Origin of the sequence: Jeotgalibaca caeni, assembly GCF_028863945.1 — a bacterium.
In the GTDB taxonomy this organism is placed as follows: domain Bacteria; phylum Bacillota; class Bacilli; order Lactobacillales; family Aerococcaceae; genus Jeotgalibaca; species Jeotgalibaca caeni.
The window spans coordinates 1-25185 of sequence record NZ_JARBEA010000039.1 but is presented as its reverse complement, the minus strand read 5'-3'; the positions used below and the strand labels follow the sequence as shown (position 1 = coordinate 25185).

The window sequence follows — 25185 nt, the reverse complement described above, 5'->3', positions numbered from 1 at the left end:
GTGTCGGATAACAATATGAAAAACAAGGACGGGACAAGGTTTAGAGAGCATATTAGAAAAACTATGAATTATTCAGGAAATATTAAGTATATATCACTTGACTAAACGTAGGAAATGGAACTGGGAAACATTGGAGAATAACTGGAGCGCCGTAATAGCAGGTTGTATCGGAATGGCATCGTTAAGTTTACTAGAAAAAAATTCCAATCGGCAGCTCGCTATTATTAAAAGGTTGAAGACATCTTTTGATCACTATATGCAAAGTTTCGGAGAAGATGGAGTTTGTGTAGAAGGCGTGAGCTATTGGAGTTATGGGTTCGGTTATTACCTTTATTTTGCGGAGAAATATTACAGCGTTTACAAGGATGATTCCTTCCTTAATCAACCTAAAATAAAAGAAATTGCTGCTTTTCCGTACCGAGTTCAGTTAGATCAAGAATCTTTTGTCCCTTTTTCCGATGCCGGCAGAAAAGAAAGGCTGCCAAGCGGATTGTTGAGCTTTTGTCAGGAACAGTATGATGTGGTGGTTCCTTATTACCAAGAGGCTCCTTCGCTGCATGTTGATCATTGTTACCGATGGGCTCCCCTATACAGGAACCTCATCTGGACAAAGGAGCTTAAAAAATGTGCATCGAATAAAATTTCTTACTTTCCTGATGCAGAATGGTTGGTAGCAAAAGGTCAAAATGACTTTGTTTTTGCTGCTAAAGGAGGGAATAATAACGAGAGCCATAACCATAATGATGTAGGTCATTTTGTTATCGGGATGGCAGGCGAACTTCTTTTAACAGATTTAGGCGTCGGGGAATATACACGTGATTATTTCCTTGAAGAAACCCGGTACCATATATTAAATAATCGTTCTTTGGGACATTCTGTACCCATCCTTAATGATAAGGAGCAAAGGAGTGGTGCAGGAGGAGCGGAAGGCACTCATTTCCTTCAGAGCGAAACAGGATTTCAGTTCGAGATGAATGGAAAGGAAGTGTATCCAGAGGACGCTAACGTGACGAATTTCCACAGAAAGTGGGAAGTAGATTTGGAGAATGGGAATGCTCTTTTGCATGATCGGATTCATTTCTCATGTTCCTCTTTTAATCTTGTCCAACAAAATTTCATAAGCACAGAAAGGCCAATAGTAGAAGCTTCTTCTGTCATTTGGAAAGGCAAGGAGAGTACGTTGAGAATGCACACAGATTTGCAGTGTTTTGAGCCGATCATTGTGGAAGAAGAGTTTTCAGATCATGATGGCAGGAACCAAAAGGCATACCGTACGGTACTTAGTACGAGAGTAGAAATGGATTATGAACAAAAATTCTACTTCTCAATAGAGACATGAAGGAGAAGGGCTAATGGCAAATGAATGGGATTGGTTAGAACAAGAGAAAAACAGGGTGATCCAGGAACTTGAAAAAAATAAGGAAGTTTTTTATGACACAGTGCCGGGTCCCGTTTCTAAAGATGGAATGTACGAGCAAAATTCTAATAATTATTGGACATCCAGCTTCTGGGTAGGAATGTTATTCCTAGCGAAGGAAGCGAAGCGAGACTCAAGCTTCGATGACGTGATAGCAGTTCAGATGCAAAGTTTTCAAAATCGTCTAGAGAGAAATATAGAACTAGACACGCATGACATTGGGTTCCTCTATATTCTCTCTGCGATAGCAGATTATAAAGTAAATGGTCATGAAGAATCAAAAGAGCTGGCTGTAAGAGCAGCCGATTTACTCATGCAACGGTACAACGAAAAGGCTGGAATTATTCAAGCATGGGGCAACTTAAACGACATAAAAGAGAGCGGACGCATGATTATCGACTGCTTAATGAACTTGCCTCTTCTCTACTTCGCTTCCAGTGTAACGGGAGATGATCGGTACCGTATTGCTGCTACCAGGCATGCTAAACAAACACAACGCTACATTATTCGTGATAACGCTACCACCTACCACACCTACTTTTTTGACCGCGAAACGGGGGATGCATTAAGGGGAGAGACTGCTCAAGGGTATTCGAATGATTCCTGTTGGGCAAGAGGACAAGCATGGGGGATTTATGGTTTTACCTTAAGTTATCTGTATACGGGAGACGCTTCTTTCTTGGAATCAGCCATACAAATTGCAGACTATTTTATTTCCCAGCTCCCATCGGATTCAGTAGTGTATTGGGATTTGATTTTTAATGACGGCAGCCCCCAAGAGAGGGACAGCTCAGCTGCAGCGATTGCGGCTTGCGGATTACTAGAGCTTGCAAGGCAGCTCCCCCTCTCGTACCCAAAAAGGGAAGTTTATGAGAAGAGTGCAGTGAAAATGGTTAAATCCTTAGCGGAGAACTACACGAGCAAGGAACAATCTCAATCCAACGGCTTACTCTTACATGGGGTTTACGATAAAAATAGCAATAAAGGAGTGGATGAGTGCACCATTTGGGGAGATTATTTTTATGTAGAGAGTCTCGTTCGGTTAACAACAGCTTGGTACAAATATTGGTAATACAATAAAAAATAATTGGAGGAATTCCAGATGAACCCGTTTAAAAATCGTTTTGCAAAAGCAACCTCATTTTTGACAATCAGTGCTCTTTTTCTAGCAAGTTGTGGTGGTGCCGGCAGTTCAACCGATGAAACTGGAAATGAATCAACTGCCGAAAACGGTGGAAATGCAGAGCAGACTACACTAACGTGGGCTCTTTGGGACAAGGATGCCACAGTCTATTATGAACCGTTAATCGAGGCATTTGAAGCAGAAAATGAAGACATCAACGTTGAAATGCTGGACTTGGGATCGACTGATTACATGACGGTGTTAGGTACACAGTTGTCTGGAGGAGACGCATCGATTGATGTAGTGACGGTTAAGGATATTCCGGGTTACGCAGCTTTGATTGAGCGTAATCAATTGGAATCTCTGAATGAATTGGCGAGCGACATCAATATAGATCAATACAGCGGTACGGTTGAACAGATTACCATGGACGACCAATTCTATGCGCTGCCATTTAGAAGTGACTTCTATGTTCTGTACTACAACAAAGATTTGTTTGATGCAGCAGGAGTGGAATACCCACAAAATGGCATCACCTTTGACGAGTACGACACATTAATCCGTGAAGTATCTGAGAAGGCTACTGCAGCTGTTGGATCCAAAGTTTATGGTGGACACTATCATGTTTGGAGAAGTCAGGTGCAAATGTATGGTTTGATGGATGGGGAAAATACGTTAGTATCAACTGATTATTCCTTCCTGGAACCATTTTATGAAACCGTTCTAGCTCAACAAGAAGATGAAGTAGTTCAAGATTATGCTTCCTTAAAAACTTCTAGCCTGCACTACTCTGCTGCCTTCTACCAAAACAACGTAGCAAGCATGTTAATGGGAACTTGGTTTATCCCTACGCTGGCAACTGCGATTGAAAGTGGAGAGAGCGAAGATTTCAATTGGGGAATGGTTACCATGCCTCTAGCAGAAGGAGCAGAAGAAGGAACCTCAACAGGAACAATTACAACTCTAGGAATCAGTTCGAATTCAGAAAACAAAGATGCTGCTTGGAAATTCGTTGAGTTTGCAACGAGCGAAGAAGGTTCACGTATTATCGCAGAGACAGGAACCATGCCTGCTATTCAATCGGAAGAAGTTATTGAAACAATTGCCAATACACCAGGATTCCCAGATGACGAAGCAAGTAAAGAAGCACTATCTGTTGAAACAACTTATTTAGAATTACCGTTGGATAAAGATTCTGCTGAAGTAGAAACTATTTTGAACGATGCACATGACAATATTATGACGAATAATGCAGATGCAGCTGAGGAACTGGAAAAGGCATCTGGACAGGTAGAAGCATTGAAATAGGTAGTAGTGAAGGGTAAGCATCTTGCTGCTTACCCTTTCCCTATAAAATGGGAAGGAAGAGGGGAACGGTATGGAAATGAAGACAGAAATCTATGAACAATCGAAGAACCGTAATCGGAAAAAAATAAAAGAAAATTTGATTGCCTATTCGTTTATCATCCCTAACTTTTTGGGCTTTGCTATTTTTACACTAGGGCCTATTATTTTTGCCATTTTCTTGTCTTTCTTTGAGTGGGATGGTAGCAATCCAATGGAGTTTATTGGACTAGGGAACTTTGTGCGAATGTGGAATGATGTTCGTGTCCATGATGCATTTTGGAACACATTGATTTACGTAGTGGGAACAGTGCCCCTGACCTTGGCATTAGCCATGGGACTGGCTATTCTCTTAAACCAGAAAATTAAAGGAAGAAATATCTTTAGAACGATTAGCTTCTTTCCTTATGTGGCTTCATTAGTTGCAGTCGCTGCTGTTTGGAATATGATTTTTAGTCCAACAAATGGTCCTATCAATGAAATCTTGCGTTTATTAGGTGTTTTAGATCCTCCGCGTTGGGCAGCAGATAGTGATTGGGCGATGATTACGGTTATTTTCTTTAGTGTCTGGAAACAAATGGGATACTATATGGTCATTTTCTTGGCTGGTTTACAAGGGATTTCCTCTGAATTATATGAAGCGGCAGAATTAGATGGCGCCAACCGGTGGGGTAAATTCTTGAATGTGACCCTCCCGCAGCTAAGACCGGTTACCTTTTTTGTGTTGATGATTCTAACCATTAACAGCTTCAAAGTATACGATATTGTCTACATGATTACCCAAGGTGGACCAGGAACGTCTACGTTAGTATTGGTTTATGAAATTTACAATACAGCATTTCGGAATTGGAACTTAGGATATTCCAGCGCCATCTCGATGTTACTCTTTGTCGTTGTTTTAGTAGTAACAGTCGTTCAATTTAGAGGCGAAAAGAACTTCGCCAAAGAGTAGGAAAGGAAGAAGACATCATGAAAAGTAAACATGTTTTAGGTAAGGTTCTCGTGTATACCGTGTTAATTGTTGTGATGATTACGATGCTTTTTCCATTTCTTTGGATGTTGTCCTCGTCACTAAAATTTGATAGGGAAATTTTTACATTCCCGATTCAATGGATTCCAGAAACACCTGTCTGGAGTAACTACCAAGACATATGGACGAGAATTCCCTTAGCCACCTTTATTAAGAATACGGCTAAGTTAACGCTGATTGTTACGGTTCTCCAGTTATTGACAAGTAGTTTCGCTGCGTATGCCTTCTCGAAGCTGCGCTTCAAAGGGCGGGACTTTCTGTTCATGGCGTACATTGCTACCATTGCTGTCCCTTGGCAAGCTTATATGGTGCCTCAATTTATTATGATGAGAAGTTTGGGTTTGAATAATACCCATCTGGCCATTATCCTTTTGCAGGCTTTCTCTGCTTTCGGGGTGTTCATGATGCGCCAATTTTACCAAGGAATCCCTGATTCCTTAATTGAGGCTGCACGGATCGATGGGATGAATGACTATCAAATTTACGCTAAAATCATGCTGCCCTTGTCGAAACCAGCGCTTTCCTCTTTGACTATTTTTACATTTGTGAACACATGGAATGACTTTTTAGGACCATTGCTCTATTTAACAAGAGATGAGCTGAAAACCATCCAAATCGGTTTGCGTATGTTTATAACACAATACTCTGCAGAATATGCTTTAATCATGGCAGCTTCTGTTGTCGTGCTCATTCCAGTTCTTGTAGTTTTCCTATCCTTACAAAAATACTTTGTTGAAGGGGTAGCAGCAACGGGAGTGAAAGGTTAAGAGAAGAGGAATAATTTTGGCAATAGTTAAAAACAGACTAGCGCATATCTGGGAAAATTATAAAGGATTTATTGTGGGGAGCGTCCTCGCTATTAGCATGCTGTGGATGCTGGATATTCCTTCTTTATTTGATCAACCCGATACACGTTGGAACGTATATGATATCAACAGTCATTTATCTGACCAAGAAGCCGAAACCTTAATCAGTGATTTTAAGAAGGCAGTAGAGCCTGCTATACAAGGAAATTCGACGGAGCTACATCTAGAGACAAATCTGTCTTTCTCTTTGGAAGAATCCGATCTGTCGAGCCTGGATCAGATGGCTCGTTTTACTGCTCTGATAGCAGGGAAGGAAATCGATGCCATTGTGAGTGATAGGGATGTGATTTCGCATTATGGTGCATTAGACGGATTTGCAGACTTGGAAGAAGTTTTGTCGAATGAGGAATATAAAACGTGGGAGCAGCAGCTTGTATTCATGGAGGATAAAGAGGGAGAAGAGCAGGCGATGGCTGTTGATATCAGCGGAACGGAATACTTCTCCGAAGAGGCGTTCCTTGCTGTCCCGGTGAAGTCCGATAAAAAAGAGATGACGGTCCAATTTATTCGATTTATCCTAACAGAAACACAGTAGAAAGGAACGGTAGTGATGAGAAAGTTTTTTGACTTAACGCACCCTTTTTGGAGAATGATGGCTCTCCTCTCTGATTTTATGACGCTATCAATTTTATGGTTTTTTACTTCGCTTCCAATCATCACTTTTATTCCCGCGACTATTGCTTTATTTTCTGTTGGGTATAAATTGAATTTTCAAAGCAGCAACCAGATTATACGTGAATTTATTGATGCATTTTTGAGAAATTTTAAGTTTCATTTCTTTTTAGGCTGTGTTCTATTGCTTCTTGCTATCATTATTGGGGTGGATGTATGGTACTATCATTCTATAAGCAACTCAGTAGCCACTTTCTGGCTATTTGTTTCCTTATTCATCGGCGTAGTCTTTCTATGCCTGATGCTGTATTTCCTTCCATTGATTGCGTTATATGACTGGAATCTAAAGAACTATCTGATTCAGTCTTTCGTTTTGATGGTGAAACATGCTCCGTGGACCTTGTTTTTATTTACTGTAAATGGAGCTACTTTATTTATGACAGCCTATGTAGCTCCTTATCTCGTTTTTTTCTCGATTGGAGGGATAGGCTACTTGAATACAAAAGTAATGATTATGCTTTTAGAGAAAAAGGAGACTCCTATCCATGACAACATTTGAAATAAGAGAAAATTTTTATCTATCAGGAAAACCATTTAAAGTAATTTCCGGAAGTATTCATTATTTCCGAGTGGTGCCGGAATATTGGCAAGATCGCTTAGAGAAACTGAAGAACATGGGCTGCAACACGGTAGAAACCTATGTTCCTTGGAATATGCATGAGCCAAATGAAGGAGAATACTGCTTCACTGGACGATTCGATATTCGGGCGTTTATTGAAAAGGCTCATTCGTTAGGTTTGTATGTCATCTTGCGTCCCTCTCCGTATATTTGTGCGGAATGGGAATTTGGCGGCCTGCCTTATTGGCTCTTGAAGGATTCACAGATGAAAATTCGCTTTGATCAGAAGACATTTATGGAAAAGGTATCCCGTTATTTTGAAAATTTTTTCCCTCAAGTGGTAGACCTTCAAATTGATCAAGGCGGCCCCATCATTCTTATGCAAGTGGAGAATGAATACGGCGGATATGCGAATGATCACCAGTATCTGTATTTCCTTGCCCGCCTCATGCGTGAAAATGGCGTGACGGTTCCCTTAGTGACTTCAGATGGACCTTGGGGAGATATGCTAGAAAATGGTTCTATTCAAGATGTGGCGCTTGCGACCTTTAACTGTGGCTCAAAAATTGATCGTCACTTCAAACGACTGCGGGATTTCCACGGTGAAGAGAAGCCTCTCATGGTAATGGAATTTTGGATTGGATGGTTTGATGCATGGGGCGATGAGGCGCATCATACAACAGACGTGGCAAGTGCCGCATCCGAGTTACAAACGATTCTAGAACAAGGGCACGTGAATATTTATATGTTCCATGGAGGAACGAATTTCGGCTTTACCAATGGAGCGAATTATTACGAGAAGCTGGCGCCAGACGTAACTTCCTATGACTATGATGCTTTGTTAACAGAGTGGGGCGATATTACCCCTAAATATGAAGCCTTCAAAAAAGTCATTCAATCCTTCCAACCGATTGAAGAAGTTCCGTTGACGACGAACATTCAGAAGAAAAATTACGGGGAGCTGCCTGTAGTCGATAAAGTTTCCTTGTTCTCTGTTCTCGAAGACATAGCGGAGCCCATTTCTTCTAACTATCCTTTATCAATGGAAGAACTGGATCAAGGATACGGCTATATTTACTATACGAGTAAGGTAGGAAAGGCTCGTCCGGTAGAAGATTTCCGTTTGGTTAGTTGTATGGACCGCGCAAACATTTATTTGAATGAAGAGTTGTTGTTCACTAAATACGACCACGAACTTTCAGAAAAAGAAAGCTTTGAAATGACGGAAGCAGAGAATGAAATCGGAATCTTAGTGGAAAACATGGGCCGAGTGAATTATTCGGTTAAGATGAATCATCAACATAAAGGAATTCGAGACGGCGTTGTGATCAACGGTGCATTCCAAAGTGACTGGACCCATTACTCCTTGCCACTTGATCAAACAGAATTGATTGATTTCTCCAAACCACATCAAGAAGGAACCCCAAGTTTCTACCGCTTCGAGTTTGAAGCATCTGAAACAGGAGATACATTCCTTGATTTTTCAGGTTGGGGCAAAGGAGTCGCGTTTGTTAACGGATTTAACCTAGGCCGCTTCTGGGAAGTAGGTCCACAAAAACGGTTGTATATTCCAGGCCCGCTGTTGAAAGAAGGAATGAATGAAATTATCCTTTTTGAAACGGATGGGAAAGTGATGGATTCAATTCGTTTGGTTGATGAACCATTGTTATAATCTATTTTAATAGGCGGAAAAACGAGAACTTGGTTTCTCGTTTTTTTGTGTGAAAGGAATGGAAATCCCGCATCATTTGTTCTGGATGAACTGTAAACATATTGTCATCCTTCTATGAATGGATTCTCATATGTTCGAAATGCTTAAAGGCGCACAGAATAAACATTTCAGTAAAAAAATAAAAAGCACCTTTTTCAATTTAATGATACTGGATAAAAGCATTGACGAGAATAAGCAACCTGTGCTAAAGTTTGGAGCGTGCTAAATAGGAATCATTACGATTTATAAAAAGGAGGCTGAACCATGAGTGGAATCAGCAAGTGGGGTAAAGGAAAATTAGGAGCGATTATGCTGCTTTCTTTGCTTCTTATTTTAACGGGATGCGGACAAGCAAATCCCACTGAGAGTAATCAAGAAGAAGGCGTTCAGGTAGTAACTACTTTCTATCCGGTATATGACTTTGCCTCTCAAGTCGTTGGAGAGAATGGAACCGTCCATCTTTTATTGGATGCAGGGCAGGATACACATGGATATGAGCCTACACCAAAAGACTTGGTGACCATTGCGGAAGCAGATGTATTTGTTTATAGCAGTGAGCATATGGAGACATGGGTGCCGGCTGTTCTTGAAACATTGACAGACACCGATGTATTGGTGGTCGAAGCTGCGGAAGGCTTGGACTTTTATGAAAATGAAGAAACAGAAGAAGAGCACCACGACCATGACCATGAACACGGGGAAGGACATTCTCACGTGATCGATCCACATATCTGGCTGGATCCTGTATTTGCCAAAGAAATGGTAGCGGCTATTGCGGCTGGCTTGGAGAGTGTTGATGAAGAAAACGCAGAACAATACGCTGAAAATGCTGCCGCTTATCAAGAAGAACTAGATCAATTAGACCAAGAATTTCATACCGCTTTTGCGGAAGCTTCGAATCGCACGTTTGTGGTGCAACACGCAGCATTTGGTTACTTGGCGAGACGGTACGAGTTAGAAGAAGTGGCCATTTCCTCCTTCACCTCAGACCAAGAAGTAAGTCCGGCTCAAATGGCAACGATTGGCCAATTTATTGAGGAACATGGAGTATCTACTATTTACTACCAAGACTCACAAAGTTCAAAATTAGCAGAAACGTTAGCGGCAGAAACTGGTACGGAGCTCGCACTACTGAGCGCAGTAGAAGGAGTGACCGCGGCGGATCAGGAAGAGGGAACGGATTATCTGACGTTAATGAAAGATAACCTTGGAGCTCTGAAACAAACCATTCGTTAATAAAAGTAAAGAAAGGGGAGGAATCATGGATTATATTAACGTAGAAAATTTATCCTTTTCTTATGACGGCGAACCAGTCTTAAAAGATATTAGCTTCCAAGTAGAAGCAGGGGAATTTGTTATTTTAACTGGAGAAAACGGAGCAGCCAAATCGACCTTATTGAAGAGTGTGCTCGGCTTGCTGCAGCCGCAAGAAGGAACTGCAACCATTGCGAAAAAAAATGCTCAGGGTGGGAAGCTGATGATTGGCTACGCGCCGCAACAAATCTCTTCGTTTAATATTGGTTTTCCAAGTAAGGTATTGGAGTTTGTTGAGTCGGGCCGGTTTCAGAATAATCGCTGGTTCAAACGATTAGACGAAGAAGATCATACGCATGTAAAAAAAGCATTGGAATCAGTTGGCATGTGGGAGTTAAGAGACCGGAAGATTGGGGAACTCTCTGGTGGTCAGAAGCAGCGGATTGCATTAGCTCGAATCTTTGCCACAGATCCAGATTTGTTTATCTTGGATGAACCAACAACCGGGATGGACAAAGAGTCGCGTGAGCGTTTCTATCGGTTGCTCCGCCATAATTCACAAGTTCATAACAAGGCGATTTTAATGGTAACGCATGATCATGAAGATATTAATCAATTTGTGGACCGTCAAATTCGCTTGAAACGAAAGGAGGATTCGCCGTGGAGATGTTTTTCTATGGATTTATGCAAAGGGCATTCCAAGCATCAACATTAATTGCCATTATTGCACCGATCCTTGGTCTTACTTTAATTTTAAGAAGGCAGTCACTTTTAGCGGATACGTTGTCCCATGTATCCTTGGCTGGGGTAGCCTTAGGGATGTTAATTGGCGTGAACCCGACCATAACCACGATTTTTGTTGTCATCCTGGTAGCGGTTGGGATGGAATACTTGCGGACGGTCTTTCGTGGTTATTCTGAAATTTCCATTGCGATCTTGATGTCTACGGGAATGGCAGTTGCTTTAGTGCTTATGAGCTTGGTATCTGGTCAGCAGACAACGAGCATCGAGCAGTTCTTATTCGGTTCCATCGTGACGATTGATCAAGAACAGATTTTTGTCCTGTTCATCTTAACAGTTAGTTTAGTGGTCTTATATTTAATTTTCCGTCGTCCCTTATATGTACTCTTATTTGACGAAGACACTGCATCAACGGCAGGTCTGCCTGTAAGATGGATTTCTTTGTTCATTTCCATCATTACGGGGATTGCGATTAGTGTAATTATGCCAATAACAGGAACGCTCCTGGTTTCGGCAATCCTTATTTTGCCGGCAGCCATTGCGATGCGTTTGGTTAACAGCTTTAAGCAAGTAATCTGGGTAGGGATCGGAATTGGGCTGATTGGCATGTACAGCGGACTCTTTGCTTCTTATCAATTCGGGACACCTCCCGGAGCGACCATTACCTTAATGTTTGTGACCCTGTTCGTACTCACCAGTGTTGGTAGAGCGATAAAAATTGCAAATAAAACGGAACGTTAAGAAATTGTTTCCTAAAGTGCAGAGGAATTCCCTCTGCACTTCTTTTTATTTTCAAAAAGGCAGTAAATCACGAACATTTCGTTAAAAAATCCTTTCTTTTTTAAGAATTAATAGCTATAATACTTCTAGCTATGATTAAGGGAGAGATCGCAATGAAAATGAAACGCAGCGAACGTTTGGTGGATATGACTTATTATTTAATGAATCATCCACATAAATTAATTTCTTTAACTTATTTTGCCGATAAGTATAAGTCAGCGAAATCTTCCATCAGTGAAGACTTATCAATTATTAAACGAACGTTTGAAGTGAACGGCTCTGGAGTGGTAGAGACGTTTCCGGGAGCAGCAGGCGGAGTCCGTTTTGTGCCGTCCATCCGTAAAGCGGATGCGCAGACTTTCCTAGAAGACCTCATTAAAAAAATGGACACCAAAGAGCGTTTGTTGCCAGGCGGCTATATTTATTTATCTGATATTTTAGGGAGTCCGGAGATTCTCCAACTTGTTGGACAAATTATTGCTGCAGAGTATAAGGACAAAAATGTAACGGCCATTATGACGGTTGCTACAAAAGGGGTACCGATTGCGCAAGCAGTTGCTTATTATCTAAATGTTCCGTTTGTGATTGTCCGTCGTGATTCCAAAATCACAGAAGGTTCAACCGTAAGTATCAATTACGTTTCAGGTTCCAGTAACCGTGTGGAGAAAATGGAACTATCCAAACGCAGCTTGCCAAGTGGATCCCGCGTTTTAGTCGTGGATGACTTCATGAAAGGCGGCGGTACGGTGAACGGGATGAAGAGTATCATCGAAGAATTCGATTCCGAAACGGTAGGAGTAACCGTATTTGCGGAAGCAGCCTATAATCAAAACAAAGAAGCGGTTCAATATACTTCCTTGGTCCGTGTCAATGAAATTGATTTACGTAACCGCACGATGCAGCTTGGATTAGGCAATTATTTCGATGAATAAGGAAGGGAGGCTGAGAAAAATTATCAGCCTCTATTTGCCTTGTTTGAAATTGTGATTGATATTATGAGAAAATGAAGAAAATTAGTTTTACAAGCCCTTCCAAAAGTTGAATGTTCCTTTTATTTCGGGTACGATAATTTGGTATGGTTAAAAATGCAAAGGAGCAAAAAATATGGCAAAACGTTTCGCAGTCGTTCTTGCAGCTGGTCAAGGCACGAGAATGAAAAGTAAGTTGTATAAAGTACTTCATCAAGTAAGCGGAAAAGCAATGGTAGAACATGTTATCGATCAAGTTGAAATTGCTGGAGTAGACAAAGTGGTTACAATTGTCGGCCATGGTGCAGAAGTAGTAAAAGAAACTGTGGGCGAACGTTCAGAGTTTGTCTTGCAAGAAGAACAACTTGGAACGGGTCATGCTGTGTTGCAGGCAAAAGAAATTTTGGCGCATGAATCAGGTACGACCTTAGTCATTTGTGGGGATACTCCGCTTTTAACCGGTGAAACATTAAATCAATTAGTGAAGCATCATGAAAATGAACAAGCAAAAGCAACCATCCTTTCTGCACATGCAAGTAATCCGTTTGGCTACGGCCGCGTCATTCGCAGTGCGGAGAACTTAGTAGAAAAAATTGTAGAACAAAAAGATGCTTCTGCTGAAGAGGCAGCTGTTAATGAAATCAATACGGGTACGTATGTATTTGATAACCAAGCTCTTTTCCAAGCATTAGAAGAAGTGGGAAATGACAACTCTCAAGGCGAATATTATTTGCCAGACGTTATTGAAATTTTGAAAAATAAAGGCGAGATAGTAACCGCTTATCAAATGGAACGTATGGAAGAAGCGCTAGGCGTTAACGACCGCGTTGCTTTAGCGGAAGCCTCTGTTCTCATGCAAAAACGTATCAATGAGCTGCATATGCGGAATGGCGTTACATTGATTGACCCACGTAACACGTATATCGAAGCAGACGTAAAAATTGGCACGGACACCATTATTGAACCAGGCGTTACCATAAAAGGGAAAACCGTAATCGGCGAAGAGTGCTTTATTGGATCAAACTCAGAGATTCGCGATTCTAAAATTGGGAACCGTGTGCGGATAACGAGTTCGAACATTGAAGAAGCTTCAATGGCGGACGACAGCAACATCGGCCCATACAGTCACTTGCGTCCAAAAACCCAAATTGGTGAAGCGGTCCATATCGGCAACTTTGTTGAAGTGAAAAATGCGACCCTTGGCAAGGATACAAAAGTGGGTCACTTGACGTATGTTGGTGATGCTGACCTGGGTGAAAATATTAATATCGGTTGTGGGGTTGTATTTGTAAACTACGACGGCAAGAACAAGCATCGCAGCAAGATTGGCGACAACAGCTTCATCGGTTGCAACGTAAATGTAATTGCACCAGTCGATGTAGCAAAGAACGCTTATCTAGCAGCCGGATCGACGATTACCAAAGATGTTCCTGAAGGAGCAATGGGAATTGCGCGTGTCCGTCAAGAAAACAAAGCAGGATATTGGGAAAAGTTGCCACCTGCAAAAAAGTAGCAACAAACAGTTGGTAAATAGTAAATAATGGCTTATGATAGTAATAACAATCAAGCCTTTAATAAAAGATGGTTAGCGGAGGGAATTATGAGTAGAGAACACTATGAAGACCCAAAATTGAAGATTTTTTCACTGAGCTCCAATATTCCATTGGCAGAAAAAATTGCAAAAGAAGTCGGTCTTGAGTTAGGAACAGTATCGTCCATCCAATTCAGTGATGGAGAAATCAAGATTAATATCGATGAAAGTATTCGTGGAGCACATGTATATGTCATTCAATCCACTAGTTCTCCAGTCAACGATCACTTAATGGAACTATTAATTATGATTGATGCTTTGAAACGTGCAAGTGCAAAAACAATCAATATTGTGATTCCTTATTATGGATATGCCCGTCAAGACCGTAAAGCACAATCTCGTGAGCCGATTACTTCTAAGTTAGTAGCGAACATGATTACCAATGCTGGTGCAGACCGTGTCCTTGCTTTAGACTTACATGCACCACAAATTCAAGGGTTCTTTGATATTCCAGTGGATCACTTGCTAGGTGCGCCATTGTTGGCTAATTACTTCTTAGACAATGAAGTATTACAAAAAGACGTAGTTGTCGTATCTCCTGACCATGGTGGGGTAACGCGTGCACGTAAACTAGCTGAGTTTATCCATGCGCCAATCGCGATTATTGACAAGAGAAGACCGAAAGCAAACGTTGCAGAAGTTATGAACATCATTGGGGAAGTAAAAGGGAAAAAAGCTATCCTGATTGATGACATGATTGATACAGCTGGTACGATTACCCTTGCTGCTCAAGCATTGAAAGATGCAGGCGCAACAGATGTATATGCTTGCTGTACGCATGCTGTTCTTTCTGGACCAGCAATCGAACGCCTAGAAAATTCAGTTATTAAAGAAGTAATTGTTACAGACTCCATCAATATTCCTGAAGAAAAACTCAGCAAAAAAATAGTACAAGTAACGGTTTCTCAATTGATTGCAGAAGCAATCAAACGGATTCATGAAAACCGCTCTGTGAGCCCATTGTTCCAAGAAAAATTCACAATTTTAGACTAATAGTCAACAAAACGCAGATCCGAACCATCGGATCTGCGTTTATTTTGTGCGGGAACTTGTTTTTGGACAAGTCAGGTTCCTTTTTCACCCTCACTTGTCCGTTTCTGGCCAAAATGGACAAGTGGTTCATTTCTAAAGTCAAGTCCTTAGTTATGTGTAAATTCCTTTTTGGTACTTGTCAATCAAAATATATTGATATGGATCGTTCAATGTGAAGGGGGCTGGTCCTCCCTCACATTTTTTGTGTTGGCCCCCATCCATTAACCTGGGTTGACCTTGGGGTCAAGAGGAAGAGCGCAGCGGCTCTTGATCCCGAGGCCAACCCAGGTTATCCTGCACGGACCAACACAATGAAAGGCTATTAATCGACTTGTTTTGTTTCCTTCCGATTCCTTTTCCTCTCCCACAACAGGCGGCGAGAGAAGGTTTTCTCATAGTCCATCAAGACCGCTCCAATCAGGCGGTAAGCGGATGGCTGGTTGGGGAAAATACGGATCACTTTTCCCCGCCTGCGCACCTCGGAATTCAGCCGTTCCAGGTGATTCGTGCTCCGGATGAACGGATGGGTCTCTTCGGGTTCGTTCAGGTATTGAATGGCGTCGTCAAAGCCCTCTTCCAAAATCTGGACTGCCTTTCCAAAGCGCCCCTCTTCCATACAGCGGTCCACAAACCGCTCCTTCTCTTCTCGGGCATCTTCCGGTTTGAGAACGGCGAAGATCCGTTTGATTCCCATGGCCAATTCCTTCTTGTCCTTCTGTGCCACGGTGGCCAGGATATTCCGTTTGAAGTGAACGAGGCAGCGTTGCCAGGAAGTGCCCACGAACTCCGTCTGGATCGCTTTCTTCAACCCTTCGTGCGCGTCAGAAACAATCAAATTGGGCGATCGCAGACCCCGGTCTTTCAAGGACTTGAAGAAATCCCGCCAAGCCTCGAACGTTTCAGAGGAGGCAACTTTAAAGCCAATCACTTCCCGCTGGTTCTCGCCATTGATCGCAATCGCGATATAAACTGCTTTCGAGACAACACGGTGGTCTTCCCGCACCTTGATATACATCGCATCGGCGTAAACATAGGAGTAGTCGGCCGCATCAAGCGGTCGGTTCGCCCACTCGCTCACGATGGGATCCAGTTGGGCGGTAAGGGAGGAGACCAAGGATTTTGAAACAGATTCCCCACAGAGCTCCTCTACCACTTTTTTTACCTTGCGGGTGGACACCCCACTGACCACCATCTCCAGCATGGCCAACACAAAGGATTGGTCTGCGCGGGAATACTTTTCGAAGAGAGAAGGGGAAAAGTCCCCGTTTCGTGTACGCAGTACCCGGAGGGTCACCCTCCCAATCGACAAGAGCAGCTCCCGCTCATAGTACCCGTTCCGGTAGTCCATGCGCGAGTCTGTCCGCTCGTAAGCGTCGGCCTTCAGGTATTCATCGCGCTCCTTTTCCATCATTTCGTTCATCACCAAAACAAGGGCTGATTTCGCCACCGCAGTCAGGTTCGAATTCATCACTTCGTCTTTCAAATCGTCCAAATTTAGGGTAAACTGTACTTGAGTCATCACTCATTCCTCCAATGTTTTCGTCGTTGTCAACATTGTACCAAAATGGAATGGGTGAGGCTTTTTCTTTTTACACAATTATAAGGACTCTATCATTTCTAAACTTTCACTTGTCCATTATTTTCATTTTCGGACAAGTGAGTCAAAATGGAACGTCTCACTTGTCCACTTCTCCATCTACCAGTGGAAATAAAAAAACGAGGCGCAGAGGCCTCGTTTTTATTCATTATTTGTCTAATTCTGCAAAGGAATCTTTAATCACTTGGCGCAAAGTCTTAGCAGAGTGTTGCATGTTGCCGCGCTCTACTTCATTCAAAGGAATCTCGATTACCTTTTGAATACCTTCACGGTTAATCACAGCAGGAACACCAATAAACACATCTTCTTCGCCGTATTCACCATTTAGATGAACAGAAAGAGGTAGAATCGCATTCTCGTCATTGAAGATGGCCTTCGTAATTCGAGCTAAGGAAACTGCAATCCCGTAAAAAGTGGCGCCTTTTTTCTCGATAATGCGGTAGGCGGCATCGCGAACATTGAAGAAGACTTCTACAAGCTCTTGCTCATCCACTCGGTCATCGTTTTGTTTGATCCACTCATACAGTTGCAGCCCGCCAATGTTAGCGTGTGACCAGACTGGGAACTCGGTATCCCCGTGTTCACCTAGAATATAGGCATGGACGTTTCGTGCGTCTACGTGAACTTTGCGCGCAATTTCTTGGCGGAAACGTGCGCTATCCAATGAAGTCCCTGAACCAATAACGCGGTGGGACGGCAAGCCAGAGAACTTCCAAGTTGCATAAGTCAAAATGTCTACTGGGTTGGTTGCGACTAGGAAAATACCATCAAATCCAGAGGCCATTACTTGATCAACAATGCTCTTGAAAATCTTTAGGTTCTTGTTGATTAAATCCAATCGAGTTTCGCCAGGTTTTTGAGCAGCTCCTGCAGTTAATACAATCAAGTCTGCATCAGCGCAATCGCTGTAGTCAGCAACATAAATTCGTTTCGGGCTCGTAAAAGCAAGTGCATCTGAAAGGTCGATTGCATCTCCCTCTGCTTTTGAAGTGTTTGTATCAATAATGCCAAGTTCACGGCCGATATTCTGAGTTACTAAAGCAAATGCATAACTGGATCCGACAGCACCATTACCAATTAAGATAATTTTTTGTCCAGACTTTACTTTCAATTCTGTCATGTACAATTCCTCCATCTCTTCATCTATACTTACCGTTATTATACCATTGATAGGGGAATCGTTGGTAGGAAAAGCAAAGGTCTTTTTTCTTTCAGCTTTTTCGTAGATTGTGTTATAATAAGCGAATGACTGGACGATAATAAGTGCAGGCTTTTCTTGCGTCCAAATAAAAAGAATACTCAAAAATCGAAAAAGGTGAACGTAATGAAAATGATTATTGGGTTGGGAAACCCGGGCCCGAAGTATTCCGATACAAAACATAATATTGGCTTCATTACGTTAGACGAATGGGCCTATCAGCATCACGCCTCATTTAATAAAACAAAATTTGACGCCTTGTACGCTGAAGAACGAGTGGACGGTGAAAAGGTATTGTTCGTGAAGCCGATGACGTATATGAATGATTCTGGTCGAGCGGTACGTCCTTTGATGGATTACTTCGATATAGATCAACGTGAAATCGTTGTACTCTATGATGATATGGATTTGCCAACGGGGCGGATTCGTTTGCGTCAAAAAGGTAGTGCAGGCGGACATAATGGAATAAAAAGTTTAATTCAGCATTTGGGGAGCGAGGACTTTAACCGAATTCGAATTGGCATCGGGAGACCGAAACCAAATCGGACGGTGATTGATCATGTATTGAGCCCGTTTCCTAAAGAAGAGCACGAAGAGATGCTAGCTGCTGTCAGAGACAGCGTCAAAGCAATTGATGACTTTATTATGGGTGACGATTTCTTGGTCACCATGAACAAATTTAATCGGAAAGCATAGGTTCAGTAAACGCTGAGCCTCTTTTCACATGTAAAAAGCGAGAGCTACTTTTAAAGGGAGAATAGCGATGAGAGACATTCAGGTATATTTAAGTGAAACAACGAATATTAAAAAAATAGCAAATCAAATCGAATCGACAGGGAATCAACTCGTCACGGGAATATCTGGTTCTGCCAGGAATTTATTAACGACTATTCTCTATCACTCCCTCGAGCAGCCCGTCGTTGTGTGGGCACCAAACTTGCTGCATGCAACACAAATTTATGAAGACTTGGAGCAGATTGACCCAGACATCCCGTTGTTCCTCTTCCCCGTAGAAGAGTCGCTAGCGGTAGAACTGGCGTTTTCTTCACCAGAATTTCGTAGTCAGCGGGTAGAGGCGCTGCATTTCTTAGCAAGTGGGCAGCGAGGAATTGTAGTGGTTCCGACGGCAGGTTTCAAAAAGCTGCTGGCACCGGTAGAAGTATGGAAAAAATATAATCTTCATTTTAAAGAAAATGAAGAGGCTGATTTTGAAAACCTTCCGGCACAACTGGTTGCGATGGGATACACTCGTGAAGACATGGTTGCTGCCCCGGGGGAATTTAGTGTTCGCGGAGATATCATTGATATCTATGCTCTAAATGAAGAAAACCCTGTGCGGATTGATTTCTTTGGTTCCGAAGTGGACCGGATCCGTTTCTTTGATCCATCTACGCAAAAGTCATTAGGTGAAGATGTCCCAGATGCATTTATCTTACCGGCGCAAGATGTGGTTTTCCCACCGGAACGATTGATGGCACAAGCAAACGCAATTGCTGAGAAAAGAAAGCGCGCGCTCCGTTCAATCAAGAATGAAGAAGCAAAAGAACGCCTTGATGTATACTTTTCAGATTTGTTGGAACGAATGGAACTGGGTGAACAACCTGAACGACCAAGTATGTATACGTCGTTGATTTATCCAGAAATGACCACCTTAATGGATTACTTACCTGAAAACACACTTTTAATTTTAGATGAATATGGTCGTTCGCTAGAAAATGATCGTAACCAAGAACAAGAAGCAGCCGAATGGCAAGAAGCGAAGCAAAAAGAAGGCGTCTTGTTACCCAAACAGAAGATGATGATGGAAATACGCGAAGTCATGAAGAAGAGCAATCATCCGAAAATCTTCTACTCACTCTTTCAAAAAGGCTTAGGCAGTATTCGTTTTACTGCGATTCACCCGATGCAGTATCGTGGCGTGGTACAGTTCTTTGGACAAATGCCAATGGTAAAGGTAGAAATAGATCGTTGGTTGAAGCAAGGACTGACTGTGTTTACCTTGGTATCAGATGCTGAGCGGGCGAAGAAAGTTCATCAAACTTTTAACGATTTCCATATCGATAGCTTGATTACCGGAAAAGATGGAATCATCAAGAACCGAAACAATATTATGGTCGGCTCTATAGCTAGTGGCTTTGAGATGCCATTAGAGAAGTCGGTTTTCCTTACTGAAAAAGAATTATTCAATAAACCGAAGAAAAGCCAGCCGAAACGTCAAAAAATGGCAAATGCGGAACGACTAAAGAGTTATACCGAACTTGCCCCTGGCGATTATGTCGTTCATGTGAATCATGGGATTGGGAAATATACCGGAATGGAAACCATTCAAGTGGATGGCGTTCACCAAGACTATATTTCCATTGTTTATCAAGACGGTGCTAAGTTGTTTATTCCCGTTACCCAGCTGCATTTGGTACAAAAATATGTTTCTTCGGAAGCGAAGACGCCTAAAGTAAACAAATTAGGCGGAACTGAATGGGCGAAGACGAAGAAAAAAGTAGCTTCTCGAATAGAAGACATCGCGGACGAGTTAATTGAATTGTATGCCAAACGCGAGTCCGAAAAAGGCTATGCCTTCCCGCCTGATAATGCCGATCAAAGAGAATTTGAAGATGCGTTCCCGTTCAGTGAAACGGTTGATCAATTACGCAGTGTCAAAGAAATCAAGCAGGACATGCAAAAACCAAAACCGATGGATCGTTTGTTAGTTGGAGACGTAGGTTATGGAAAAACAGAAGTAGCCATGCGGGCGATTTTCAAAGCCGTTATGGACGGGAAACAAGCAGCTTTCTTAGTGCCGACAACTATTTTAGCGCAGCAGCATTATGAAACTTTGATTCAACGGTTTTCTGGCTTGCCATTTGAGATTGGCTTGATGAGCCGCTTCCGTACAAAAAAACAACAAGATGAAACAACGGAAGGACTCCGAAAAGGCAGTGTGGACATCGTTGTGGGGACTCACCGGATTTTATCAAAAGATGTGAAGTTCTTTGACTTGGGACTTTTGGTAGTCGATGAAGAGCAACGTTTTGGTGTGAAGCATAAAGAACGCTTGAAGCAGTTAAAGGCTTCAGTCGATGTCTTGACCTTGACCGCTACACCGATTCCGCGCACGTTGCATATGTCGATGCTGGGTGTACGTGACTTATCGGTTATTGAAACCCCGCCAGCCAACCGTTACCCTGTGCAGACGTATGTGATTGAACAGGACATGGCTGTGGTTCGCGATGGGATTGAACGAGAAATGGCTCGAGGCGGACAAGCGTTTTATGTCTACAATCGAGTGGATACGATTGAACGAAAAGCTGACGAAATTCGCGCCATCATTCCTGATTGCCGTGTGGGAGTAGCCCATGGACAAATGACAGAAGTTCAGTTGGAGAATATTATGCTTGATTTCATTGAGGGAGCATATGATGTGTTGGTTACGACGACCATCATTGAAACAGGTGTCGATATTCCAAATGCGAATACGTTATTTATCGAAAATGCGGATCGGATGGGACTTTCTCAGTTATACCAACTAAGAGGAAGAGTAGGGCGGACGAATCGCATTGCCTATGCCTACTTGATGTATCAACGCGATAAGGTCCTCAGCGAGGTCAGCGAAAAACGACTCCAAGCCATTAAGGACTTTACGGAATTGGGATCTGGCTTTAAGATTGCGATGAGAGACTTATCGATTCGTGGAGCTGGGAATCTATTAGGAGCGCAACAGCATGGCTTCATTGATTCGGTCGGATTCGACTTGTATTCTGAAATGCTAAGTGAAGCCGTAGAAAGAAAACGTGGAAAAGGGACTCGTGTCAAACGCAGCAATGTGGAGCTTGATTTGGGTATTGATGCGTATATTCCAGGTACCTATGTAGAAGATGAGCGGCAAAAAATCGATATGTACAAACGAATTCAACAAATCGACAGTACCGATGATTTCTATGAAATTCAAGATGATTTCAAAGACCGTTTCGGTGAGTTGCCAGAAGAAGTCATTCAGTTAACCGAAATTGGTTTAATGAGACATCGTGCCCAAGATGCAGAAGTTGAATCCATCAAACGGAGTGAAGATGAAGTTATCGTGTTGTTTAATGAAGCTGGTACAGAACGCTTGCAAGGCACAGCTATCTTTGAAGCGCTGAGCAAGATTAAACTTCGTGCGAAAGTTGCAATGAAGCGCGGTAAGTTAAGTGTGATTCTCCAAATAAAAGGCTTTGAAATTCCAGCTTGGATGGATTATCTCAATATCTTCGTAGAAGCATGTATGGTAGAAAAGGAAGAATCCGATGAAGAGAGTTTGGAAAAATGAAGAATGAACAAGTAAAGCAAATGATGAATGGAGCGTTTCTCCTTTCGTTGGCAGCTTTTATTGCCAAAATACTAAGTGCTGTTTACCGGGTCCCGTTTCAAAATATGGTAGGAAATACCGGATTTTATGTGTACCAGCAAGTATATCCACTCTATGGAATTGGTATGACATTTGCTTTGTCTGGTTTTCCTGTTTTCTTCTCGAAACGAATAGCCTCTGTAGCGGAAGCAGAACACAAGCAATTGGTCCGTGATAGTTTAATGATTCTCTCTCTTTTTTCGTTAGCGATATTTGGGCTCCTCTATGGGTTTGCCCCATTTATTGCTGAACGAATGGGGGACGTTTTATTGGCGCCTATCATCCAATCGGTCTCTTGGATGTTCCTTTTCATGCCGGTCTTAGCGACCTTCCGCGGTTTCTTCCAAGGAAGTTACCGGATGAAGCCTACTGCCGTTTCTCAAGTGAGTGAACAGTTGATTCGCGTATTGGTTATCTTAGCTGCTGCTTTTTGGTTCACTCGCAGCAATACGATGAACTTGTACGAAATGGGTGCCAGAGCCATGAGCGGAGCAGCAATTGGAGCGCTTGTTTCAGCAGCTCTATTGGGTTGGTGGATGAGAAAAGAAATGCCAATGAAAGAATTAAGGGTACAAAAAGGTTCTTCGAGAAACACGTTTTTCTCGTTACTACGAGGGTATGCAACCGAAGGAACCGTCATTTGTCTGTTAACTTCTATTCTGGTTCTCTTCCAGCTCGTTGATTCTTTTACGCTGTATAAAGGATTGGTTGAAAATGGCTGGGTAGAAGAAACGGCTAAATCGCTGAAGGGTATTTATGATCGAGGCCAGCCATTGGTACAGTTGGGAATGGTAGTGGGAACTGGCTTTTCGGCTAGTTTTATCCCTCTGATGAGCCGTGCCTACCTTGCGGAACGTAGAGACGAATTTCATCGGGCTGCCCGTTCACTCATTCGGATTACTGCCGCTTTTTCATTTGCAGCAGTGGCAGGGTTACTAGCCATTTTGCCAGAAGTAAACGTCATGCTCTTTGGCGATGGGGACGGCAATGCAGTCTTGTCCGTTTATATCATCTCCATTGCCATCGCTTCTGTCATGATGGCTTATCATTCCATCTTGCAGAGCTATCAGCAATACCGCCTCACCCTCTATGCGTTGGGTCTGGGGATATTCGTGAAATACGTGATGAATCAACTACTCGTAAATTACTGGGATACCTTAGGAGCAAGTGCCGCAACGCTACTTGGCCTTTTAGCGATGGTTTGGTTGATGGGAAGAAACTTGCCGCTCTCCTTAAAAGGGGTCTGGCAGAAGGACCGATTTGGTTTTAAAATAACTGGAGGAGCCTTCTTGCTCTTTGGTGGAGCCATCTTCACCAAAACCATGCTTCGGATGCTCTTCTTTCCTGAACTTACGCGGACCAGTGCGATGATTGTGGCAATTTGTACGGTGTTGATTGGTGTACTCCTATTTGGGGTTTATCTATTGAAAGTAAAAGTATTCACCATTCGAGAGTGGTTGTCTCTTCCTCTCGGTAAAAAAATATTGCGATTTAGAGGGAAAGAATAACGTTGGAGGGTCAAACAGAATGGGAAAAGTAGAAATCGTCGGCTTAGGAGCAGGAGATATTGAGCAGTTGCCATATGGAATATATAAAAAAATAAGCAACCATCCTGCTCTTTTCTTACGTACAAGAGAACACCCCGTTGTAAAAGAGTTAGAAGCAGAAGGACTTCGGTTCCAAAGCTTTGATTCCATTTATGAAGCAGAAAATCAGTTCGAACAGGTATATGAACAAATAGCGCAAGAAATTTTAAAGGAAGCAGCTGACAAAGACGTCCTTTATGCAGTGCCGGGACATCCGATGGTTGCGGAAGATTCTGTACAGCTCCTCCTTCAGAATAAAGCAGGGATTTCTGTGGAAGTCCTTGGAGGAAAGAGTTTTATTGATGACTTTTTCCAAGCGGTTTCCGTTGATCCAATTGAAGGATTTCAGTTAGTAGACGGCTTGCGTTTTCATCCGGACCGTTTAGACCTGGGGAGCCATTTAATCGTCATGCAAGTGTACAACGATTTAGTAGCAGGGGATGTCAAGTTGCAATTGATGGAGAAGTATCCGGATGAGCATCGCGTTGCTTTGGTTGATGCAGCAGGAAGCAAGGACGAAACCGTTACATGGATTCCCCTTTACGAAATGGATCATTTTGATGGGATTCATAATTTGCTTTCCGTTTATGTTCCACCACTGGAATTAGACGAGCAGGTGAAGAGTTTCGCCACCACTCAAGCTTATATGGATGAAATTTTAGCAGGAGACATTTGGGCCCAAGAACAAACGCATGAAACCTTGATTCCTTATTTGTTAGAAGAAAGCGAAGAAGTAAGAGAAGCCATCGAGGCAGACGATGAAGAGAATTTGATGGAGGAATTAGGCGATATCTTATTGCAAGTCCTTTATCATGCCGGTTATGCGGAAAATCAAGGCAGCTTCTCGCTAGAGGATATTCTGGAAGGATTAAACCGTAAGTTACGCCGTCGCCACCCCCATGTGTTTGATGGGTATGAAGTAAAAACAATTGAAGACATTGATCAAATGTGGCAGAACATAAAGAGACAAGAAAAAGAAGGGAAGGACAACCAAGATGAGACTAGATAAATACTTAAAAGTATCCCGTATTATTAAGCGCCGTACGATTGCGAAGGAAGTGGCCGATAAAGGAAGAATTTTAATCAATGGGAAAGTGGCTAAATCTGGGGCCGATGTAAAAGTAGGCGATGAGATTACGCTTCAGTTCGGCAATAAAACGATGATTGTACGAGTAGACAAGATTGTGGACACAACAAAGAAAGATGAAGCACAAGAAATGTATACCGTTTTGAGCGAATCTTAAGAAAGAAAAATGATCCTGAATAATTCATAGTTTTCCTAAATATTCACTAAAAGCGTATTGTGGCGCTATTATTCTATCTGTATCCCTGCAC

General features: G+C 42.4%; 21 protein-coding genes. 19 read left to right on the top strand and 2 right to left on the bottom strand.

Annotated features, from left to right (window positions below):
* Positions 1 to 172: 172 nt before the first annotated feature.
* From PVE40_RS08885 to PVE40_RS08820, 14 genes are all read left to right on the top strand, one after another.
* On the top strand, positions 173 to 1339 hold the full coding sequence (locus tag PVE40_RS08885; protein ID WP_274731551.1) for a heparinase II/III family protein: 1167 nt from the start codon (positions 173 to 175) through the stop codon (positions 1337 to 1339).
* Positions 1340 to 1352: 13 nt separating this feature from the next.
* A complete protein-coding gene (locus PVE40_RS08880; RefSeq protein ID WP_274731550.1) occupies positions 1353 to 2489 on the top strand; it encodes a glycoside hydrolase family 88 protein in 1137 nt (378 codons plus the stop codon).
* A 30-nt stretch (positions 2490 to 2519) separates the two neighbouring features.
* Positions 2520 to 3848 (top strand): ABC transporter substrate-binding protein, encoded by a 1329-nt coding sequence (locus PVE40_RS08875; RefSeq protein ID WP_274731549.1) that lies wholly within the window; start codon positions 2520 to 2522, stop codon positions 3846 to 3848.
* Between the two features lie 76 nt (positions 3849 to 3924).
* Positions 3925 to 4836: a carbohydrate ABC transporter permease gene (locus PVE40_RS08870; protein ID WP_274731552.1), complete on the top strand. Its 912-nt coding sequence runs from the start codon at positions 3925 to 3927 to the stop codon at positions 4834 to 4836.
* Positions 4837 to 4853: 17 nt separating this feature from the next.
* Positions 4854 to 5681, top strand: coding sequence for a carbohydrate ABC transporter permease (locus PVE40_RS08865; protein WP_274731548.1), 828 nt, complete (start codon positions 4854 to 4856; stop codon positions 5679 to 5681).
* A gap of 16 nt (positions 5682 to 5697) precedes the next feature.
* Positions 5698 to 6315, top strand: coding sequence for a hypothetical protein (locus PVE40_RS08860; protein WP_274731547.1), 618 nt, complete (start codon positions 5698 to 5700; stop codon positions 6313 to 6315).
* Between the two features lie 15 nt (positions 6316 to 6330).
* Positions 6331 to 6951 (top strand): YesL family protein, encoded by a 621-nt coding sequence (locus tag PVE40_RS08855; protein WP_274731546.1) that lies wholly within the window; start codon positions 6331 to 6333, stop codon positions 6949 to 6951.
* The gene (locus PVE40_RS08850) at positions 6938 to 8683 is read left to right on the top strand and encodes a glycoside hydrolase family 35 protein (RefSeq protein WP_274731545.1); all 1746 of its coding nucleotides are present in this window, start codon (positions 6938 to 6940) and stop codon (positions 8681 to 8683) included. Before PVE40_RS08855 ends, PVE40_RS08850 begins: the two co-directional genes overlap by 14 nt.
* A 303-nt stretch (positions 8684 to 8986) precedes the next feature.
* Positions 8987 to 9958 carry a metal ABC transporter solute-binding protein, Zn/Mn family gene (locus PVE40_RS08845; protein ID WP_274731544.1) on the top strand — a complete coding sequence of 324 codons (972 nt, stop codon included), beginning with the start codon at positions 8987 to 8989 and terminating at the stop codon, positions 9956 to 9958.
* 25 nt (positions 9959 to 9983) lie between these two features.
* On the top strand, positions 9984 to 10691 hold the full coding sequence (locus PVE40_RS08840; protein ID WP_274731543.1) for a metal ABC transporter ATP-binding protein: 708 nt from the start codon (positions 9984 to 9986) through the stop codon (positions 10689 to 10691).
* A complete protein-coding gene (locus PVE40_RS08835; protein ID WP_274731542.1) occupies positions 10637 to 11458 on the top strand; it encodes a metal ABC transporter permease in 822 nt (273 codons plus the stop codon). Before PVE40_RS08840 ends, PVE40_RS08835 begins: the two co-directional genes overlap by 55 nt.
* Before the next feature lie 152 nt (positions 11459 to 11610).
* A complete protein-coding gene (gene purR / locus PVE40_RS08830; protein ID WP_274731541.1) occupies positions 11611 to 12429 on the top strand; it encodes a pur operon repressor in 819 nt (272 codons plus the stop codon).
* Between the two features lie 172 nt (positions 12430 to 12601).
* Entirely contained in the window at positions 12602 to 13978 is a 1377-nt protein-coding gene (gene glmU, locus PVE40_RS08825; protein ID WP_274731540.1) for a bifunctional UDP-N-acetylglucosamine diphosphorylase/glucosamine-1-phosphate N-acetyltransferase GlmU, read from the top strand.
* 87 nt (positions 13979 to 14065) lie between these two features.
* Positions 14066 to 15049 (top strand): ribose-phosphate diphosphokinase, encoded by a 984-nt coding sequence (locus PVE40_RS08820; RefSeq protein WP_274731539.1) that lies wholly within the window; start codon positions 14066 to 14068, stop codon positions 15047 to 15049.
* A gap of 361 nt (positions 15050 to 15410) precedes the next feature.
* Here the strand turns inward: PVE40_RS08820 and PVE40_RS08815 are convergent, their stop codons facing one another.
* Together PVE40_RS08815 and PVE40_RS08810 are read right to left on the bottom strand one after the other, a co-directional pair.
* Positions 15411 to 16607: an IS256 family transposase gene (locus PVE40_RS08815; protein ID WP_274731538.1), complete on the bottom strand. Its 1197-nt coding sequence runs from the start codon at positions 16605 to 16607 to the stop codon at positions 15411 to 15413.
* A gap of 226 nt (positions 16608 to 16833) precedes the next feature.
* Entirely contained in the window at positions 16834 to 17805 is a 972-nt protein-coding gene (locus PVE40_RS08810) for an L-lactate dehydrogenase (protein ID WP_274731537.1), read from the bottom strand.
* A 204-nt stretch (positions 17806 to 18009) separates the two neighbouring features.
* On the opposite strand from PVE40_RS08810, the gene pth reads away from it, so the two are divergent.
* From pth to PVE40_RS08785, 5 genes are all read left to right on the top strand, one after another.
* On the top strand, positions 18010 to 18579 hold the full coding sequence (pth, locus tag PVE40_RS08805; protein WP_274731536.1) for an aminoacyl-tRNA hydrolase: 570 nt from the start codon (positions 18010 to 18012) through the stop codon (positions 18577 to 18579).
* A gap of 67 nt (positions 18580 to 18646) precedes the next feature.
* On the top strand, positions 18647 to 22186 hold the full coding sequence (mfd, locus tag PVE40_RS08800; protein ID WP_274731535.1) for a transcription-repair coupling factor: 3540 nt from the start codon (positions 18647 to 18649) through the stop codon (positions 22184 to 22186).
* Positions 22183 to 23772, top strand: coding sequence for a putative polysaccharide biosynthesis protein (locus PVE40_RS08795; protein ID WP_274731534.1), 1590 nt, complete (start codon positions 22183 to 22185; stop codon positions 23770 to 23772). The genes mfd and PVE40_RS08795 overlap by 4 nt, the downstream gene beginning before the upstream one ends.
* Positions 23773 to 23791: 19 nt before the next feature.
* Positions 23792 to 24859 (top strand): MazG nucleotide pyrophosphohydrolase domain-containing protein, encoded by a 1068-nt coding sequence (locus PVE40_RS08790; RefSeq protein ID WP_274731533.1) that lies wholly within the window; start codon positions 23792 to 23794, stop codon positions 24857 to 24859.
* A complete protein-coding gene (locus PVE40_RS08785) occupies positions 24846 to 25094 on the top strand; it encodes an RNA-binding S4 domain-containing protein (RefSeq protein ID WP_274731532.1) in 249 nt (82 codons plus the stop codon). The genes PVE40_RS08790 and PVE40_RS08785 overlap by 14 nt, the downstream gene beginning before the upstream one ends.
* The last annotated feature ends 91 nt before the right edge of the window (positions 25095 to 25185 follow it).